The organism is Nocardia sp. KT25-26, from assembly GCF_056627695.1.
Genome location: NZ_CM152813.1, coordinates 2,534,027 through 2,552,676, shown reverse-complemented (window position 1 = coordinate 2,552,676; position 18,650 = coordinate 2,534,027). Strand labels below are relative to the sequence as shown.

Here is an 18,650-nt window from a genome sequence, read left to right as displayed (position 1 = left end):
CGATATGCCACAGTGCACTGGCCGAAGGGGAACGACGGGCTGCAGGCGAAAGGCTGGATCGCGTTCATGGCCGCACAGGTTCTACCACTGTTACCGCGGGACGGTTTCGTGGTGCGCCGGGCCGGCAACCGGTGGGAGTTGATCAACTCGCGGCACTACGGCCGGGAGACCGTCCTGCATGTCTGGCCGCTGGACCGGCACGCCGAAGCCTTCGTCCATTGCCACCGGCTCAACAGCACCACGGGTCGTGGCCGTCCGCCCGTCCGGATGCGCCGCACCGCGTCCCGCTGACCGCCGCGGAATCCACTGCCGCACAACGCCGGACCGGCATCGCCTAGCACGATCCGGAACCGAGATCAAGTAGTGCATCGGGCCCGCCGCTGTGAGATTGTCTTCCCTCGTGCGTTCTCGTCTGGCTGCCCCCGGAACCTCGACCCGGGTGGCCGCGTCCGTCTGTGCTCTGGCCGCTGCGGCGGTCCTCGTTCCGGCTCTCGGCAGCACCGGTGTCGCGGAGGCCCGGCCCCCGGTGGCGACCCAGGCCTGTCTACCCGGCTTCGACTGCGATATGAGCGCCCGGATCGCCCGCGCCGACGCCTACCTCGCCGACCGGCCCGGTATCACCGGCTATGTCCTGCGCGATCGGACCACCGGCGGCCGGTACGCCAATGCGCACGCCGAGGACCAGTTCTGGACCGCGTCGACGATCAAGGTCGCCATCGCCGCCGATCTGCTGAACCGGGCCCGGGTCGGCGCCATCGCGCTGTCCCCCGGCGACCGGTCCGATATGGACGCCATGCTCACCCGGTCCAACGATGCCGCCACCTACATGCTGTGGAACAAATACGCCGGCTGGGATCGCTGGGCGTTCAACAACGCCTTCCGTGGCCTGGGGATGCACACCCTGATCCCCCAGCCGACCGATACGGCACTGTTTCCGGACTGGTCGTTCCAGAAGTGCACCGTCGCCGACCTGGACCGGCTGATGAACACGGTGCTCGACGGGCTGCACTCGGACGATCGCGCCTACCTGGTGGACCGGATGCGGGCGGTGGACTTCAACCAGCACTGGGGTGTCTGGGGAGCCGGACCCGAGCAGCATCCCGGCCTGAAGAACGGCTGGTCCGCGGAGGCGGACGGCTGGGCGGTGAACTCGGTCGGCTTCGCCGGGCCCGGGGAGCGCTACACACTGTCGATCATGACGGCCATGGGCGGTGAGGGCGGCTACCCGGAAGGCTCGGCGACCGACACCCGGCTGGCCGAGATCCTGCTGGCCGACCGCTGACCCCCGGCCCCGGCACGCCCGTGGCGCGCCGGGGCCGCGGCCGCCACGTCGCGTATGGTGAGTCGGGTATCCGTCCGCCGAGCCCCGGTGGCACGACTCACCCGCCGACGCCCGCCGCGGTGAGCATGCACGGCGCCGCACGCCCGGAAGCGGGATCTCGTGGCGACCTGCCCGTCGGGGCCGACTACCGTAACCGTGTCACGAACATGCGGGGGTCCACCCCAGGTCTGTCGAGGAGCACCGACGATGAACACCCAAGCTACCGCGAATCGTCGTCACCGTGTGGTGGTGATCGGCTCGGGATTCGGCGGCCTGTTCGGAACCAAGCACCTGCGCCGGGCCGACGTCGACGTCACCCTGATCTCCAAGACCTCCACCCACCTGTTCCAGCCGCTGCTGTACCAGGTCGCCACCGGCATCCTGTCCACCGGCGAGATCGCCCCCGCCACCCGCCTGGTACTACGCAAGCAGAAGAATGCCCAGGTGCTGATGGGCGAGGTCGTCGACATCGATATGGCGGCGCAGACGGTCACCTCCCGGTTGCTGAACCAGGACACCGTCACGCCCTACGACAGCCTGATCGTCGCGACCGGCGCCCAGCAGTCGTACTTCGGTAACGACCACTTCGCCACCTTCGCGCCGGGCATGAAGACCATCGACGACGCCCTCGAACTGCGCGCGCGGATCCTGGGCGCCTTCGAACAGGCCGAACTGGCCACCACCCAGGAGGAACGCGACCGGCTGCTGACCTTCGTGGTCGTCGGCGCCGGCCCGACCGGCGTCGAGCTGGCCGGCCAGATCGCCGAACTGGCCGACCGCACCCTGGAGGGCACCTTCCGGACCATCGATCCGCGCGACGCCCGGGTCATCCTGCTGGAGGGCGCCGGCGCGGTGCTCGGGCCGATGGGGCCCAAGCTGGGCGGCAAGGCACACAAGCGGCTCACCACGATGGGCGTCGAGGTACAACTCAACGCGATGGTGACCGACGTCGACGCGCACGGGGTGACCGTGAAGGATGCCGACGGCAGCACCCGCCGGATCGAGTCCAGCTGCAAGGTGTGGTCGGCCGGTGTGCAGGCCAGCCCGCTGGGCAAGATCATCGCCGACGGTTCGGACGGCACCGAGGTGGACCGGGCCGGCCGGGTGATCGTCGAACCGGACCTCACCGTCAAGGGACATCCGAACGTCTTCGTGGTCGGCGACCTGATGTCGGTACCGGGCGTGCCGGGGCAGGCGCAGGGCGCCATCCAGGGCGCGACCTATGCGGCCAAGGCCATCAAGTCCGGCCTGCACGGGGAGCAGCCCGCCGACCGCAAGCCCTTCAAGTACTTCAACAAGGGCAGTATGGCGACCATCTCCCGGTTCGACGCCGTCTGCCAGGTCGGCAAACTGGAGTTCAGCGGTTTCATCGCCTGGCTGGCCTGGCTGGGCCTGCACCTGTACTACCTGGTCGGCTACCGCAGCCGGATCGTGACGGTGATCGGCTGGTTCGTATCCTTCCTCGGCCGCAACCGGGGCCAGATGGCGGCCACCGAGCAGTGGGTGTTCGCGCGGCTGGCGATGGAGGCGGTCAACTCCGACCGGGAGGACGCCGACGAACTGGCCGCCGCCGTCGGTGCACCGCCCGCCGACAACGGCCGCAGCGACAACACCACCCGGCAGGCCGGCTGATCCGGCGCCGGTGCGAACCGGCGCAGCGCACCACCCATCCGCACCCCTGCCCGGTTGCGAATGCTGATCGTCATCAGTGTGACCAACCGCAGGAAAGGTGATCAATGGCGACGGGTAAGCACAGAGCCGTGAGCCCACAGCGGCAGAAAGTCGGTTCGGCGGTCGCGGTGGGCGCGCTCCCACTGGTCCTCGCCCTGGTCGGGACCGGAACGGCGCAGGCGGCGCCGGAACGCGCCGCGGTGACCCAGCCGGAGCTGCCGGAGGCGGCGCCGGAGCCCGCACCGGAGTGGAATCGGCCGATCCCGGGCCCGGCACCGCTGGCTCCCGTCGGTGAGCTGCACGCCCCCACCCCGGTCGATCCGGTGGCACCGATCGCCCCGCCGCCGGGACAGTTCCGATTCGGCGATGTCACCCAGCCGATCCCGGAGTGGCTGCCGAACGAGGTGTCCGAGCCGATCAACGATGCGTCCGCGAACGCCGAAGCGCAGATCGCCACCTTCCTCGATTCGGTGGGCATGGAGCGCACCCGCTCCGACCGGGTGGCCGCCAGCACCATGGGCGGTGCGGCCGTCGGCGCGGCGGTCGGCAGCGTCGCCGCGGCACCACTGGCTTCCTGGGCCGGCCTGATCGGCGGTGTCGTCGGGCTCGGTATGGGTATCCCGACTCTGCCCGCCGGACTGGTCGTCGGCCCGATCCTGGGTGCGACGGTGGCCTACACGGCCGTCGCAGTCCCCGCGATCGCTGTGGGCGCCGGAGTCGGTGCCGCCGTCGGCGCCGGGGTCGGCCTGGCCACACCGGCGACTGTCTGATCCGATGGCGCTGCCGTGGCCGGGAAGTCGGAGACGCCCGGCCACGGCTGGGCCGGGCAGTAGCGACGTTGCCCCGGCGGGCCATCGGAACGTCGGGCCATCCCGGACCGCCTCCTTCCGGTGCCCCGGACGTGGTCGGAACCGGCAGGTAACGGCGTAACCGCATCGGCCGCCACGCAGCGGCTCATGCGCGATCTGTGCGTCATCCGGTTCCCGACAACCTGCTCCCCGTCCGAGTCGTCAGCGAACCTCCGGCGGCCAGTGGCAGCCGAGCGGTCGACAGGCCGACGGTCTGTACCTCCCGATCATCGGGGTAACGCAGTACGCTCTCCAGTGCGCGGGGCGCCGCCAGCCGGTCGTCGCCGGCGGTACCGGCACCGAGGTCGAGGCGGTGCCGCAGCAGCGGGCGGGAACCCGCATCGGCGATAAGTGTTCCGCGCCAGCGCCCGTGGTCCTCGCCGGTCCGGCCGATCTGGACTCGTTCCCGCAACTGCAGGCGGGCGTCCGCCGCCAGCCGCACCTCGGTGACGACGTGATGGTCGGCTCCCCCGGCCACCACGGTGGGTTCGGGATCGACCACCAGTTCGGCACCGGCACCCACCTCGAAAACCCAGCGGGCGGTGGACTGCGCGGTGGCCGGACCGGGCAGGGCGATCGTCGCGGCCACGGACCGCACCACCAGCCGCGCACCGGGCCGGACCAGTACATGGATGTCGAGATGGTCGCCACCGAGGGGCGTCGCGGCGGTGCCGATCAGGTGCACCGTCTCCGCACCGGTGTGCCGGGCGGCCAGTCCACCGGCCGCTTCGATATGCGCCACTGCGCCCGGTTCCGCGACGATCTTCAGTTCGGTATGCATCCTACGGACGTCAGTGGGCGGCCGAATGCGGCTGTGCGCCGGCGGCCGCCGCATCGTCCGATGCGACCTGCTGCAACTGTTCCCGCACCCACGCCAGGACCGGGGTGGCGGCCGGGTCGTCGGTGAGCGACACCAGGGCGGTGGGCCGCCCCGCACGGACCCGGGCCGCATCGCCCTCCATCACCGACAGGTCGGCGCCCACCAGCGGCGCCAGATCGGTCTTGTTGACCACCAGCAGGTCCGAGAAGGTGACACCGGGACCGCCCTTGCGCGGCACCTTGTCGCCGCCGGCCACGTCGACGACGAAGATCTGGACGTCGATGAGGCCGGAGGAGAAGGTGGCGGTCAGATTGTCGCCGCCGGATTCCACCAGGATCAGATCCAGCGGCGGATTCGCCTCGATCAGGTCGTCGATGGCGTCCAGGTTCGCGGTGATGTCGTCCCGGATGGCAGTGTGCGGGCAGCCGCCGGTCTGCACCGCGGCGATCCGCTGGTCCGGGAGCACCGCGTGCCGGCGTAGGAAGTCGGCATCCTCGGTGGTGTAGATGTCGTTGGTGAGCACTGCCAGGGACAGCTCGTCGCGCAGCTGCCGGCACAGCGCCGCCACCAGGGCCGTCTTGCCCGAGCCGACGGGGCCGCCGATGCCGATGCGCAGCGGTTCGCCGGGGGTGCGCTGCCGCTTCGGCCGGTCGTGGCTGTGGTCGTGCGGTTCACCGTCGATGAGATGCGGGGGCAAGGGGGATCCTTTCGGTTCAGGAGACGAACAGGGGCATGTCGCGGTCGAGATGGCGTTCGGCCAGCACGTCCTGCAGCGGGTCGGACAGCGCCGCGAGCTCGCGGGTCGCGGTGGCGGCCGTGTCGTCGCACAGTTCGGCCAGGCGCAGCGTCACCTCGGCCACGGCGGCCGGGTCGAGGGCGAGCAGGCGTTGTGCCGCGGTCGCAGCACCCGTCAGCGTGGTGTAGACGACCACACCCGCGAGGTCTTCGGGATCGGTCCCGCAGTGCGCGCCGACCGCACCGAAGATCGTGGACAGATGCGGCCGCCGCCCGAGTGAGCGCCAGTCCTGCCCGGGCCACAGGTGTTTGGCGAGTCGAAGCAGACCGCGCCCCTGCTGCCGGGATGCGGTGCGGGCGGCCGGTGCCGGGGTCCGGGCGTCGGCTTCGTCCTCGGCCGCCGCGACGGTGAGCTCGCCCGCGCATACAGCTGCCGCGAGGGAGGCCGTCACCAGTCCGGTGGTGGCGATCCGGCGCCGCAGGTAGGACTCCACGCCGACAACGTCGGAGACCAGGCCGGAGCTGATCGCTTCTTCCATCCCGCCGGAGTGCACATGCCCGCCGATCGGCAGCCGCGAATCGGCGAGCGCCAGCAAGGTGGCCAGGCCCGCCGGCTTCCGATACTGCATCCGACGATCCTATGGGGCGGCCCGCACCGACGCACAGCGCACCCGGGTGCGGACAACCTCCGACCGCCGTCGACCTGCGGCCGAACCACCGGGCGGTCGCCGACTTCACAGACCGGCCGACCGGGAACGAGCCGGGCGGCAGCGCCAGGGTGGGCCCGCCGCAACACGGCCGGCAACCGAAGCCGGTGCACCACCGGACGACATCAGCCGGCGAGCACCCCTCGGCGGCGACTTTGCTCGGCCTCGATCCCGACCTGCGCTGTTCGCACAGAATCGGCAGAGATACACCCAGGATCGGCGGTCTCGCGTCGCTTCTGTGCGAACAGCCCAGACCTCGGCACGGCACAGCCACCGAACCGGAAGCAATACCGGGCCGGACCGGCCCAGCGTCCGGGTCCGGCCGCCGGGCAGTGCCCACCGGCCGGGTTCGCCTCCTGCTGTCCAGGTCGCGGCCGGGTGGCCGCCCGGTGCGCGGGTCCCGGCCAGGCCCTCCCACTGCCCGTCCCCCGGGACGGGTCGCCTCCCACGCCCAGGCCCCGGCCGGGCCGCCTCCTCGGGTCCGGGTTCCGGCCGGCTCACCTCCCCGGGTCCGGGTCCCAGCCGGGGCCTCCTCCCCCGGCCCAGCTCCCGGCCAGGAGCCGCTACCGGGTGTCGACCGGCTCGCGGATCGGGTCGACCGGTGCCCCGGGAACCGGGTCCCGGTGGTCGCCACCGCGCGGTGCGAACCAGGCGAGGGCGGCCACGGCCAGCAGGATGAGGCCGCCGACCGCCATGGCGACATGCATTCCGGTGACGAAGGAGCCCTGAGCTGCCGCGATCAGTTCGGTATCGGTACCGGCGTGCGCGACGGTTTCGCCGAGGGTGGCGCCGTAGTCGCCACCGGTGCGGAACACCAGGGTCGCGAGCGAACCGAGCAGGGCCAGGCCGAGGGCGTTGCCGAGTTCGAAGCTCGTCTCCGAGATGCCCGCGGCCGATCCGGCGCGTTCCGCGGGCACCGATGCGACGGCGACTTCGGACACCAGGGTGAACGAGATGCCGTAGCCGACGCCGGCCAGCGCCGAACCGGTCAGGTACCAGGCCAGTCCACCGTCGACGCCGAGCCCGAGCAGCATCAGGTTGCCGACACCCGACAGCGCCAGAGCCAGGGCGAAGGCCCGCCGGACACCGAGTGCCGCACCGAATCGGGCCCCGCCGATGGAGGAAGCGAACAACGTCGCAGCCATCGGAATACCGAGGAACGCGGCCTGCAGCGCATCACGACCGGTGACGGTCTGCAGATAGATACTGGTCAGATAGCCCACCGCGGCCAGGGACATGCTCCCGGCGGTACTCGCCCCGATCGCAGTGCGGAACATCGGCCGGGCGAACAGGCTCAGATCCATCAGCGGCGTGCTCAGCTGCCGCTGCCGTCGGACGAACAGCACCAGGCCGAGCACACCGAGCAGCGTGATGCCCGCGGTGAGCGGGTCGTAGCCGTCGGCCGCGAAGTGCTGGATGCCGTAGATCACCGGCAGGATGCCGCCGATCGACAGGAGTACGCTGACCAGGTCCAGGGGCCCGAGTTCGGCGGAGCGGTGTTCGGGGACCAGCACCGGCGCGGCGAGCAACAGCACCAGCAGTACCGGGATGTTGATCAGGAACACCGCACCCCACCAGAAGTGGTGCAGCAGTATGCCGCCGATGATCGGGCCGAGCGCGGCACCGCCGGCGAAGAACGCGGTCCAGATGCCGATGGCCACGCCTCGTTTGCGCATGTCCGGGAACAGGGCCGACAGTAGCGCCAGACTGGACGGCAGCAGCGTCGCGCCACCGATACCCATCAGCGCACGGGCGGCGATCAGCACCGCGGAGCTCGGCGCGAACGCGGCCAGCACCGAGGCGATGCCGAATACGGTGGCCCCGATCAGCAGGATGCGCCGGCGGCCGATCCGGTCACCGAGGTTGCCCATGGTGATGAGCAGGCCGGCGAGCATGAACCCGTAGATGTCGAGGATCCAGAGCTGCTGGGCGGCGGATGGGTCCAGGTCCGCGGTGAGCCTCGGCATCGCGAGGAACAGCACCGAGATGTCCATCGACACCAGCAGGACCGGCAGCACCAGCACGCCGAGGCCCCACCAGGCGCGGTTGCTCGTCGCCGGGGTGACCGACCCGAGGTTCGTCATTGTTCCCTCTCCAGACATGAATGCGTACACCGTACGCATCGGACGATGGGTACAGTGTACGCAATCGGTCTCCGAACGGGAAGCGAGTCATAGGATGACTGAGACGAAGGCCACCGCAGCCGTGGACAAGCCGGAAAAACTGACACGAGCGGCGATCATCGACGCCGCCATCGTGATCGCCGATGCCGACGGGCTCGGCGCCCTGTCGATGCGGCGGATCGCCGACCGGCTCGGCGTCGGTGCAATGTCGCTGTACCGGCACGTCGCCGGCAAGGACGAGCTGATCGCGGCGATGACCGACGAGGTGGCCGGGCGCTACCCCTACCCGGACCCGACCGGCCGGGGGTGGACCTGGCGCGATCGGGTGCGCATCGCCGCCGAGATCGACTGGCACCTGTATCGGCAGCACCCGTGGGTGCTGTTCGCCTTTGCCACCCCGCGCTACAGCTTCGGCCCGCAGAGCATCGCCTGCCTGGCCTGGCTCGTCGAAGGCTTACGGGAACTCGGGGTGACCACCCGGGAGGCCACCGCCATGGCCTTCACCGTATGGAATCACATCTCCGGCGCCACCCTCCCCGATGTCAGCGGCGCACTGCTCGGCCACTCCCCGGCCGACGACACCAACGGCCTGCGCGACATTCTGGACGGACGGTGGCAGCACCCCGTCCCGCCGGCGCTCACCGAACTCGACGGCGCCGGCACCACCGGCCTCACCTCCGAAGAACTGCTGTTCCAGGGGATCGACGCCCTGTGCGACGGTTTCGCCGCCCGCGCCGGGCTGTAGCGGACAACCGGCCCGGCACGGGCCCCGCGCCGGCGGCGACAGCCGGTTCAGTCGGTATCGGCCCGCCAGGCGCCGAGACCGACGAGGTTCAGCACCAGTGCGGCGATGTTCCAGGCATCGTCGACACCTCGGTGATGCCGCCCCTCCAGCGGTAGCTCGGCGATCTGGAGTGCACCGGCCATCCCCTGCGGCCGGCGCAGCCGGTACGCCTCCGCGAACAGACGTTTGGCATTGGTGTGCGCTCCGCCGAACGGGTAGCCGACACCGGTTGCCCGGCACTGGGCGCGGAACTGCTTGCGGTCGTAATCACCCCAGCTCGCCCACGGCCGCCCGACGGCGTCCTGCTCGGCGACCAGCCACCGGCAGGCCGTGGCGAAATCGACGCCGGTCTCGACCTGTTCCGGCGTGAGCCCGGTCAGTTCGGTGCAGAACTCACCGACCGCGGAACGAGCCGGGCGGACCAGGATGCCGTGCCGGCCCAGCCGGGTCCGCGCCTCGAGATCGACGACGGTCAGCCCGATCTCGATGATCTCACTCACCTGACCCGGTGGCGGTTCACCGCGCCAGCAGGTCGCCTCGATATCGACCACATTGAGCAGTCCGGACGGTTCGGTCATAGCCCGAAGCTACGGCGATCCGCTCCGCCCTGCCACAACCGGCATTTTACTAATGACATTCATTTCCATTAAGGTGGAATCCGGTCGATTCGGACTGTGGGTCCGACGGCCATCTGCCCGGCAATTCGCTTGCCGCGGCGCACTGTTCACTTCGATGAGGGTGTGAGAGATGATGTCGTTCCCAGGCCGCCGAAACCTCGGCGCCGCCGTCCTTGCCACCGCCGCGCTGGGCATGGTCACCGCCGGACCGGTGCACGCGGATACCGCCGTACCCCTCCCGGACGGCCAGCGGCACGGCCCCGGGGTGACGATCACCCACACCGGCGGTAGCGCGCTCATCTCGCCCTCCCTGGCGGCGAACGGCACCGGACGCGTGGCCTGGGTCTCCGGCCGGGCGACCGCCGAGGTCCTCGCCACCCCGGCCGGTGAATCGCGGCCACAGAGCGGCGCAACCGGGGACCCGGGCACCAACAACTCGTCCACGGCCGGCCGGTCCCGGATCAACACCGGATACCTGGTCGGCTGCCAGGTATCGCTCGCCGACGATGCCTTCTCGGCGGGCGTCGACGTCGGGGTGAGCACCAGCGGTGCGTCCGCGGGCAGTGCCGTCGGCGTGCGGCTCGGGCCGGGCGAAGTGAAGTTCGTCGGCATCGGCGGTCGCAACATCACCGAACCAGGCACGTACACGGTCCAGTACCGCGACATCGAACTGCAGGTCCAGGGGTGCGCCGGGTACGCCCAGGCCCGCTCCTACACCGTCGTCGAGATCGTCGGCGACCACTACTCCAAGACCTCCCTCTACGGGATGCCGTTCAGCATCGGCTGAACCGGTCACCCTCCCCCGCTGTGCATTCCGTCCGACCCCGTGAGGTACCGAACATGAACCACCCCGTCACCGTGCCCTGCCTGGCCGTCGCCGCCGCACTCACCCTGGCCCCCGCCGGCATCGCGCACGCCGACACCGTCGTCCCGCTGCCGGGCGGGTCGATCACCGAGACCCTGGCCGACGGCACGGTCGTCACTGTCGAACTGACCGGCGAATCGGCCACCATCAGCCCATCGATGGGCGCCACCCCCGTGCACCGCAATGCCTGGGTCTCCGGCAGCGCCCGGGTCCGCCTCACCGGCCCCGGCGCCGACGGCGGCTCCATCACACCCGGCTACATCGTCGGCTGCCAGGTGAACATCAGCGGCGGCGGCATGTCCGGCGGTCTGTCGGGCAAAGCCGGCCAGAACAGCGGTACGGCCGCCGCAGACGGCGGCGCGAATCTGAGTCTCGGCCCGGGGCAGGCCACTTCGTTCCATCTCCTGGACTTGGAGAAGCCCGACGGCTACGGCGCCGAGTCGCACAAGAAAGCCAACTCGTTCGAGGGCACCAGCGGCTCGGTGACCTGGGCCGACAGCACCATCGGCCTGTCCGGCTGCGCCGGCTACGCGCAGGCCCGTGCCTTCGTCACCGTCAAGGTCAGCACCGACACCGTGACCGGCAAGGTCACCCTCTGGGGACAGCCGTTCAGCATCGGCTGACCGCCCGACGGCACTGCCCTTCCCCCAACCTATCGGCCAGGAGGTCGTGTGGCACACCTGCTCATGCTCGAGAGCTGGGTCGGCTCGATGAGCACCCTGCTGCCCCGGGCGATCGCCGCCCGGGGTGCTCGATTCACCCTCGTCACCAGGGATCTCACCCACTATCTGCGGTCCGGCGGCAGCACGCATCCGCTGCTCGCCGCGACGAATATCGTCACCGCCGAAACCAACGACGAACCGGAACTGCTGCCGATCGTCCGGAAGCTGCACGCCGCCTTCGGTTTCGACGGGGTGATCTCCTCCTGCGACTACTACCTGCCGGCGGTCGCAACGATCGCCGCCGACCTCGACCTGCCCGGTCCCGGCCGTGACCCGATCCGGACGACCTGCGACAAGGCCCGCACCAGGCAGGCCGCCGCCGCAGCCGGCGTACCGCAGCCCCGGTTCGGCTTGGCGGCCGGCGCCACCGAAGCGCTCGCGCACGCCGCCCGGATCGGCTATCCGGTGGTGGTCAAACCGGTGGACCTGTGCGGCGGCATGTTCGTGCGCCGGGCCGCGGATGCCCAGCAACTCCGGGCAGCATTGCGTGACATCGCCGAGTTCCCGGTCAATGCCCGTGGGCAGCGGCGCCGACCCGAGGTCCTCGTGGAGGAGTGTTTGCAGGGCACGGAATTCAGTGTCGAAGCGGTGACCACCGGCGGCCGGACCACCGTCGTCGGCTGCACCGACAAGCGGGTGATCGGCGAAACGCACTTCATCGAGGCCGGGCACATGTTCCCGGCCGCCCTGGACGCCCGGTCCACGGCCTCGCTCACCGAGGTCGCGGTCGCCGCGATCACCGCGCTCGGACTCGACGAAGTGGTCACCCATACCGAGATCATGCTCACCGCCGACGGGCCACGGCTGATCGAAGTGAACCCACGACCCGGCGGGAACCGGATCACCGAACTCGTTCGCCGGGTCACCGGCATCGACCTGCCGGGCACCGCCGTCGACCTCGCGCTCGGCCGCGCCCCGGTGCCGGCCCGCGCCGAGACCGGAGTCGGCAGCGCTGCCGTCGCTTTCGCGGTGCCGGACCGCGACGGGGTGCTCACCGGTGTGACGGGTGCGCAACGCTGGTCCGACGATCCCCGGATCGCCGACTACGATTTACCGTCCCCCGGCCGGGTGCTGCAACCGGCCCGGAACAACAACTCCTACCTGGGGCACGTTCTCGTCACCCATCCCGAACCCGGCGCCGCCGGGGACCTCGCCGCCGACCTGATCGCCGGGCTGCGGTTCCAGGTCTCTGACGAGGAAGCCGCATGAGGCCGGCGCTCCCCTCGGCACCGGACAGGACTTCCGGTGCCGGGACACAACATTGCGTCGGAGCCGATCCGATTCGCCCGGCCGATTCGGCCGACCTGGCCGAACGTGCCGCAGCCGGGGCACTCGGCCCCGCCCCGGACAGGATGAAGGTCTCGAACGCCTTCCTCACCGCCTACGGGACGCGGCACCACGGACAGCGCACCGGCTACCGCAATCTCGTGCTCGGTATCCGCGTGGGAGCGGCCGTCGGATCCTGTGCGATCGAACCGGCCGAAGCCGACGCCTTCGCCGATATCATCGACGAATGTGTCGGCGCCACGGTGGCCGACCTGCTCGGGCACCCACGTGGCGCGGTGCGGATCGCCGCACTGGACGCCTACCTGATGCAGCAGGCACCGCATCCGGCGGCGGGCGGCCATCGCGCCACCCCGGTCCGGCTGACCGGCGGTGATTCGGGGGCGAAATCCCGGCAGCGCGCCCGGTCGGTCGTGGCCCTGCTACCGGCCCCGGTGCACCGGGTCGCGGTGGTCGGGGTGGTCGATTCGCTGCTGGCCGCGCTCCGTGATCGTGGCACCGGCTACCTGCCCTGCGATCTGCTCGGCGGTGTGACCCGGTGGCAGGAGCCGGTGCACACCGATGCCCAGGCCGCGCTCGCCGACTGTGATGCCCTGCTGGTGACCGGAATGACGCTGGGCAACGGCAGTTTCGACGGACTGCTGGCCACCGCCCGCGACCGGAGAATTCCGGCGGTGGCGTTCGCCCAGACCGGCAGCGCAGTCCTGCCCTGGCTACTCGGCCGAGCCGGACTCACCGCGGTATCCGCCGAGCCGTATCCGTTCTTCTCCCTGCACGGCGAGTCGAGCACGCTGTACCACTATCGAGCACCCCGGGAGGAGATATGACGCCCCGGACGGCGCCGGCACCGATCGGCGACCTCATCGGCAACACTCCGCTGGCCCGGATCAGCGTCGGCGACGCCGGGTACTGGGCCAAGATCGAGGCGAGTGGGTTCGGTGGTATGAAGGCTCGCGCCGCCGCCGGGATGCTCACCGCCGCCGCGGCGCGCGGCGACCTCGCCCCGGGCGCACCCGTGATCGAATCCACCAGCGGTACTTTGGGACTGGGTTTGACCATCACTGCTCGAGCGCTCGGGCATCCGGTGATCCTCGTCGTAGACGACGAACTCGAACCCGAGATGCGCACCCTGCTCTGCGCCTACGGGGCACGTCTCGAGGTCGTCGAACATCCGGATCCGGTCGGCGGCTGGCAACGCGCCCGGCTCGACCGCCTGTCCACGCTGCTCGCCGGCACACCCGGCGCCTACTGGCCACGTCAGTACGACAATCCGGACAACGCCGCAGGGTATGCGGGGATGGCGGCGGAGATCCTGAACCGGCTGTCCCGGGTCGACATCCTCGTCGCCAGCGTCGGTTCCGGCGGACACTGCGCGGGGCTGGCCCGGGTGTTGCGGCGCCAGTGGCCGCAACTGCGGGTGATCGGGGTGGACGCGGTGGGCTCCCGGATCTTTGGGCAGCCCGACCGGCCCCGGCTGATGCGCGGACTCGGCAGCAGCATCCTGCCGCGCAACGTGGTCTACGCCGACTACGACGAGGTGCATTGGGTGGGTGCGGCCGAAGCGGTCGCGGCCTGCCGCCGGCTCGCCGCGGCCGCCGCGCCCACCGGCGGGTGGAGCACCGGCGCCGCCGCCCTCGTTGCCGGCTGGGCGGCCACCCGCGAACCGGACGCGCAGGTGCTCACCGTGTTCCCGGATGGGCCGCATCGCTATCTACGCACCGTATTCGACGACACCTGGTGCCACGATCGCGGACTGCTCACCGCACCGGCACGCGAACCACAACTGCTCGACGACCCCGAAGGCCGTGAGGTGCACGGCTGGGCGCGCTGCACCGTCGTCCGTGATCCTGCCCGACGAGAGGGCCCGGTATGCGCACCGTAGCCTCGTTCCGCAGCTTCCCACTGCCGGTTCGCCTGCTGCTGATCAACCATTTCGCCGGCGGCGTCGGGTTCTACCTGCTGATTCCGTTCCTGGCCGACTATCTGCTGACCGATATCGGGCTCACCGCCGCGGTGGTGGGCGTGGTGCTCAGCATCCGCAATCTCGGCCAGCAAGGGCTGTTCCTGGTCGGCGGGGTACTCGCCGACCGGCTCGGGGCACGCGGCGTGATCGTCGTCGGGCTGGCCGTGCGGGCCGCCGGGTTCGCCTTGTTCGCCCTCGGCGATTCGGTCCCGGTGGTGCTGGCCGCAGCCGCGCTCACTGGATTCGCCGGGGCACTGTTCAATCCGGCGGTGCGGGCCTATCTCGCGCACGCCGCCGCGCCCCGGACCGCCGAGGCGTTCGCCCTGTTCAACGTCGCCGCGAACCTGGGGTCCGCGCTGGGTCCGATCCTCGGCACCGTGCTGGTGGCCATCGGGTTCCGGATGACCGCGGTGGTGGCGGCGGCGATCTTCGCCGGGCTCGCACTGATCCAGTTCCTGCTGCTTCCGGCCCGCGAAGTGACCCGCACCGGGGCCGGAGTGGGCACCGATATCGCGCGGCTGGTGCGCGACCGGCGATTCCACGCCTTCGTCCTGGCGCTGGCGCCGCTGCTCGCCCTGCAGATGCAGCTCTACTTCCTGTTCACCTTGCAGATCCAGCAGCTCGCCGGTGGGTACGGCGCGGCGGCGGTGGCGGCCATGTTCGTCACCGAGACGATCGGCTTCCTACTCCTGCAGGTCCGCATCACCGCAGTCGCGAGCCGCCGCACCGATCGTGGTCCGGCACTGATCCTCGGGCCGGCGCTGGCAGGTGCCGCCTTCCTGATTCCACCGCTCACCGCACCGCTGGCGACGCTCGCGGATCCCGGTTCACCTGCCGCGACCGCGATCCGGGTGCTGCCGGTCCTCGCCGCCACGGTGGTGCTGGCGATCGGGACGATGACGGCGCAGCCGTTCGTCAACGAGGCCGTGCCACGGTTCGGCGGACCGCACCTCACCGGCACCTACTACGGCGGTTTCTATCTCGTCGCCGGGCTCACCACGGTCGGGCTCACCGTGGCAGCCGGCGCGATCGTCGATCACACCGGGCGGCTGTCCTGGGCACCGGCGCTGCTGTGCGCCGCGGTCGGTTTCGCTGCGGCGGGTGCGGTCGCGGTCCTGCACCGGCGCGGCCTCCTGCCGGGCCCGGCCGATACCGAGGACCGGGCCGCACCGGCCGCACGCGGACGGAGACAGCCATGAGAACGGGACTCGGCACCGCCTTCGGCAGCTGCGGAGAACTCCTGCAGGGCGTACTGCCCGACCGGCGGGACTTCCTCGTCACCTGCCCCATCCGGCACGGCGCCACCGTGGTGTTCGATCCCGGGCCGGGCCACCGGATCCGGGTGATCCCGGCGCACAAGACCAAGGCGCGGCGCCTGGCCGAAGCCATGCTCGACGGGGCGTGCGGGGGCCTGCTGACCGTCCACAGCGAATTGGCCGAGGGAAAAGGCCTCGCCAGTTCCACCGCGGACCTGGTGGCCACCGCGCGGGCCGTCGCCGACGCGGCGGGCCGCCCGATCACCGCCGCGGAGATCGAGGACGAACTGCGCCGGATCGAGCCGTCCGATGGCGTCATGTACCCGGATGCGGTGGCGTTCTGCCATCGCGAGGTGCGGTTGCTGGACCGGCTCGGCTCCCTCCCGCCGATGACGATCGTGCTGGGCGACGAGGGCGGCAGCGTCGACACGGTCGATTTCAACCGGCTGCACAAGCCCTTCGACGCTGTGGATCGCGTCGAGTACGCTCGGCTGCTGGACCGGCTGCGGACCGCGATCGCACTGGGCGACAGCGCCGGGATCGGTGCGGTGGCCACCCGCAGCGCGGAACTGAACTCGGTACTGCGGCCACGACCGCATCTACCGGCGGTGCGTGCCGCAGTGAACGAACTCGGCGCAGCAGGTGTGCTGGTCGCGCACAGCGGCACCACCACGGGCATCCTGCTGGACGACCGGGATCCGGAATACTCCGCCAAACTCGCCGCGGCCCATGCCGCCGTCGCGACCTTCGCCCAGTCGGTCAGTGTCCTGCGCACCCGGACCACCGCAGGTGCGGGTCCGCGTCCCGGCCCGGCGCGGCCCGCCGGTGGATCCGTTCGATCCGGTGTCCGCGCACCGGCCGCACTCGCCGCTCGCCGGGAGGAACGCCGGACGACGGCGGCCGACCGCCCCACGCCGACCCGTCGGGACGCCGACCCGGCCGGAACTCCCCGAACCGCATCGGGACCGCCGGGACTGCCTGCGGTCACCGGCGCTCCGGCTGCCGCCGACGCCGCACCACCGCCGGAGGTCCGCCGATGATTGCCGTCGACGACGTCTCCGTCGGATACGGGGGCGAGCTGGTGCTGTCCGGGATCGGCCTGACCGTGCGGGCGGGTGAAACTCTCGGACTGATCGGCCCGAACGGATCCGGGAAGTCGACACTGCTGCGGGTGATCCATCGGGCACTCACCCCGGTCACCGGGTCGGTGTCGATCGACGGCACCCCGGTGTCGGCGCTGCGCGGCCGGCAGCGCGCCGCCCGGCTCGCAGTGGTCACCCAGGAAACTCCCGCCGACACCCCGATCACGGTCACCGATATGGTGCTGCTCGGCCGCGCGCCCTGGGCCGGTGCATTCCAAGGGTATTCGCGCACCGACCGGATGCTCGCGGCCGCCGCACTGCACCGGGTCGGCGCCCGGGACCTGGCCGACCGCGATTTCGCCTCGCTGTCCGGCGGTGAGCGGCAGCGGGTGCTGATCGCCCGGGCGCTCACCCAGCAGGCCGACCATCTGCTGCTGGACGAACCCACCAACCATCTGGACGTGCACTATCAGCACGAACTCCTGGGGCTGGTACGGGAACTCACCGTCACCACGGTGGTCGTTCTGCACGAGCTGAACCTCGCCGCCCGGTACTGCGACCGCTTGGTGCTGCTGCACGGCGGCCGCGTCGCCGCGGCCGGACCGGTCGCTGAAGTGCTCACTCCCGAGATCCTCGAACCCGTCTATCGGGTGCGCGTGCAGCGCGCCACCGTCTTCGGCGCCACCCAGTTGCTGTTCGGGCCGCAATCGGACCGCACCGGCGACCGGTCCGATGAAACGGAAACCTACGCATGACACTCGACATCCCCAACGGCAGCGCTGCAGCCGCACCCGACGATCTGGACCGCGACCGGCACCGCCGAACCGGCTTGTACTGGACCGCAGCGCTGACCGCCGGCACGCTCCTGGTCGTCGTGGTCGCCGCCGGGATCGGGCCGGTCGGGGTGCCGCCCGGTACGGTGGCCCGCATCGTCGCCCACCACACGACGGGGCTGCCTGCGGTGGGTGACTGGACGACTGCGCAGGACGCCATCGTCTGGCAGGTCCGGGCGCCCCGGGTGCTGCTCGGTGCGCTCACCGGCGCGGCGCTGGCCGTCGCCGGCGCGGTGCTGCAGACCGTGATCCGCAATGTCCTGGCCGATCCGCACATTCTCGGCGTCACCTCCGGAGCCTCCACCGGCGCCGCCGCCTATCTGCTGTTCGCCGTCACCACCGCCGCGTCGGCGGCCGCACTCACGGTGTCGGCCTTCCTCGGAGCGGCCGCCGCCACCGCGTTGCTGTTCGCCGTCGCCCGGATCAACGGTCGGATGACCGCACTGCGGATGCTGCTGGCCGGGGTGACCGTCGGGTACGTGTTCTCGGCGGCGACCAGCTTCCTGGTCTTCGCCTCCGATTCGCCCGAAGGTGCCCGCGCCGTGATGTTCTGGCTGCTGGGGTCGCTGGGTGCGGCGCGTTGGAGCGCGGTCGCCACCACCGCGGTCGTGGTTCTGGTGTGCCTGATCGCGCTGCTGGCGATGGCGACCCGGTTCGACACCCTCGCCGCCGGCGACGATACGGCCCGCACACTCGGTTTCGCACCGGGGCGGGTGCGCCTGGTCGCGCTGGTGCTGGTCGCTCTCGTGGTCGGGACGGTGATCTCGGTGGCCGGGGCGATCGGCTTCGTCGGCCTGGTGGTGCCGCATGTGGCCCGGCTCGCCGTCGGCACCGGGCATCGGCGGCTGTTGCCCGTCGCGGCGCTGCTCGGCGCGATCTTCCTGGTCGTCGCGGATGCCTTCGCCCGCACCGTGTTCGCCCCCACCGACCTGCCGCTGGGGATCGTCACCGCCGCGGTGGGCGCTCCCCTGCTGCTCGTCCTCGTGCGCCGCTACCGCAGCGGCGCCGAATAGCTCCAT

19 protein-coding genes are annotated in these 18,650 nt (G+C 71.1%); 14 read left to right on the top strand and 5 right to left on the bottom strand.

The window, feature by feature from the left end; translation table 11 throughout:
• Positions 1 to 66: 66 nt before the first annotated feature.
• The 4 genes from AC1HFH_RS11585 (at position 67) to AC1HFH_RS11570 (ending at position 3,762) form a co-directional block, all read left to right on the top strand.
• Entirely contained in the window at positions 67 to 291 is a 225-nt protein-coding gene (locus AC1HFH_RS11585) for a hypothetical protein (RefSeq protein WP_480247441.1), read from the top strand.
• 109 nt (positions 292 to 400) lie between these two features.
• Positions 401 to 1,282 carry a serine hydrolase gene (locus tag AC1HFH_RS11580; protein WP_480247440.1) on the top strand — a complete coding sequence of 294 codons (882 nt, stop codon included), beginning with the start codon at positions 401 to 403 and terminating at the stop codon, positions 1,280 to 1,282.
• Positions 1,283 to 1,528: 246 nt separating this feature from the next.
• Positions 1,529 to 2,953, top strand: coding sequence for an NAD(P)/FAD-dependent oxidoreductase (locus AC1HFH_RS11575; RefSeq protein WP_480247439.1), 1,425 nt, complete (start codon positions 1,529 to 1,531; stop codon positions 2,951 to 2,953).
• Between the two features lie 128 nt (positions 2,954 to 3,081).
• Entirely contained in the window at positions 3,082 to 3,762 is a 681-nt protein-coding gene (locus AC1HFH_RS11570; protein ID WP_480247438.1) for a hypothetical protein, read from the top strand.
• 202 nt (positions 3,763 to 3,964) lie between these two features.
• Here AC1HFH_RS11570 and AC1HFH_RS11565 read toward each other — a convergent pair whose 3' ends face one another.
• The 4 genes from AC1HFH_RS11565 to AC1HFH_RS11550 form a co-directional block, all read right to left on the bottom strand.
• Positions 3,965 to 4,621, bottom strand: a complete 657-nt coding sequence (locus tag AC1HFH_RS11565) for an urease accessory protein UreD (RefSeq protein WP_480247437.1) — start codon at positions 4,619 to 4,621, stop codon at positions 3,965 to 3,967.
• 10 nt (positions 4,622 to 4,631) lie between these two features.
• Positions 4,632 to 5,357, bottom strand: a complete 726-nt coding sequence (gene ureG, locus AC1HFH_RS11560; protein ID WP_480247435.1) for an urease accessory protein UreG — start codon at positions 5,355 to 5,357, stop codon at positions 4,632 to 4,634.
• Between the two features lie 16 nt (positions 5,358 to 5,373).
• Entirely contained in the window at positions 5,374 to 6,024 is a 651-nt protein-coding gene (locus AC1HFH_RS11555; protein WP_480247434.1) for an urease accessory protein UreF, read from the bottom strand.
• A 641-nt stretch (positions 6,025 to 6,665) separates the two neighbouring features.
• Positions 6,666 to 8,186 carry an MFS transporter gene (locus tag AC1HFH_RS11550; protein ID WP_480247433.1) on the bottom strand — a complete coding sequence of 507 codons (1,521 nt, stop codon included), beginning with the start codon at positions 8,184 to 8,186 and terminating at the stop codon, positions 6,666 to 6,668.
• A 94-nt stretch (positions 8,187 to 8,280) separates the two neighbouring features.
• Here AC1HFH_RS11550 and AC1HFH_RS11545 point away from each other — a divergent pair, with 94 nt between their 5' ends.
• The gene (locus AC1HFH_RS11545) at positions 8,281 to 8,970 is read left to right on the top strand and encodes a TetR/AcrR family transcriptional regulator (protein ID WP_480247432.1); all 690 of its coding nucleotides are present in this window, start codon (positions 8,281 to 8,283) and stop codon (positions 8,968 to 8,970) included.
• Positions 8,971 to 9,017: 47 nt separating this feature from the next.
• Here AC1HFH_RS11545 and AC1HFH_RS11540 read toward each other — a convergent pair whose 3' ends face one another.
• Complete coding sequence (locus tag AC1HFH_RS11540; RefSeq protein WP_480247431.1) at positions 9,018 to 9,587, bottom strand: 3'-5' exonuclease; 570 nt, start codon at positions 9,585 to 9,587, stop codon at positions 9,018 to 9,020.
• 169 nt (positions 9,588 to 9,756) lie between these two features.
• Here AC1HFH_RS11540 and AC1HFH_RS11535 point away from each other — a divergent pair, with 169 nt between their 5' ends.
• The 9 genes from AC1HFH_RS11535 to AC1HFH_RS11495 are packed head-to-tail and all read left to right on the top strand — an operon-like array spanning position 9,757 to position 18,644.
• Positions 9,757 to 10,413 (top strand): MspA family porin, encoded by a 657-nt coding sequence (locus AC1HFH_RS11535; protein WP_480247430.1) that lies wholly within the window; start codon positions 9,757 to 9,759, stop codon positions 10,411 to 10,413.
• A gap of 53 nt (positions 10,414 to 10,466) precedes the next feature.
• Positions 10,467 to 11,114: an MspA family porin gene (locus tag AC1HFH_RS11530; RefSeq protein ID WP_480247429.1), complete on the top strand. Its 648-nt coding sequence runs from the start codon at positions 10,467 to 10,469 to the stop codon at positions 11,112 to 11,114.
• A gap of 48 nt (positions 11,115 to 11,162) precedes the next feature.
• A complete protein-coding gene (locus tag AC1HFH_RS11525) occupies positions 11,163 to 12,422 on the top strand; it encodes an ATP-grasp domain-containing protein (RefSeq protein ID WP_480247428.1) in 1,260 nt (419 codons plus the stop codon).
• The gene (locus AC1HFH_RS11520; protein ID WP_480247427.1) at positions 12,419 to 13,324 is read left to right on the top strand and encodes a Rossmann-like domain-containing protein; all 906 of its coding nucleotides are present in this window, start codon (positions 12,419 to 12,421) and stop codon (positions 13,322 to 13,324) included. Before AC1HFH_RS11525 ends, AC1HFH_RS11520 begins: the two co-directional genes overlap by 4 nt.
• Positions 13,321 to 14,379 carry a PLP-dependent cysteine synthase family protein gene (locus tag AC1HFH_RS11515; protein ID WP_480247426.1) on the top strand — a complete coding sequence of 353 codons (1,059 nt, stop codon included), beginning with the start codon at positions 13,321 to 13,323 and terminating at the stop codon, positions 14,377 to 14,379. Before AC1HFH_RS11520 ends, AC1HFH_RS11515 begins: the two co-directional genes overlap by 4 nt.
• A complete protein-coding gene (locus tag AC1HFH_RS11510) occupies positions 14,367 to 15,659 on the top strand; it encodes an MFS transporter (RefSeq protein WP_480247425.1) in 1,293 nt (430 codons plus the stop codon). Before AC1HFH_RS11515 ends, AC1HFH_RS11510 begins: the two co-directional genes overlap by 13 nt.
• Positions 15,656 to 16,756 (top strand): GHMP family kinase ATP-binding protein, encoded by a 1,101-nt coding sequence (locus tag AC1HFH_RS11505; RefSeq protein WP_480247424.1) that lies wholly within the window; start codon positions 15,656 to 15,658, stop codon positions 16,754 to 16,756. The genes AC1HFH_RS11510 and AC1HFH_RS11505 overlap by 4 nt, the downstream gene beginning before the upstream one ends.
• Positions 16,753 to 17,553 carry an ABC transporter ATP-binding protein gene (locus tag AC1HFH_RS11500; RefSeq protein WP_480247423.1) on the top strand — a complete coding sequence of 267 codons (801 nt, stop codon included), beginning with the start codon at positions 16,753 to 16,755 and terminating at the stop codon, positions 17,551 to 17,553. Before AC1HFH_RS11505 ends, AC1HFH_RS11500 begins: the two co-directional genes overlap by 4 nt.
• Complete coding sequence (locus AC1HFH_RS11495) at positions 17,550 to 18,644, top strand: FecCD family ABC transporter permease (protein ID WP_480247422.1); 1,095 nt, start codon at positions 17,550 to 17,552, stop codon at positions 18,642 to 18,644. The genes AC1HFH_RS11500 and AC1HFH_RS11495 overlap by 4 nt, the downstream gene beginning before the upstream one ends.
• Positions 18,645 to 18,650 lie beyond the last annotated feature (6 nt).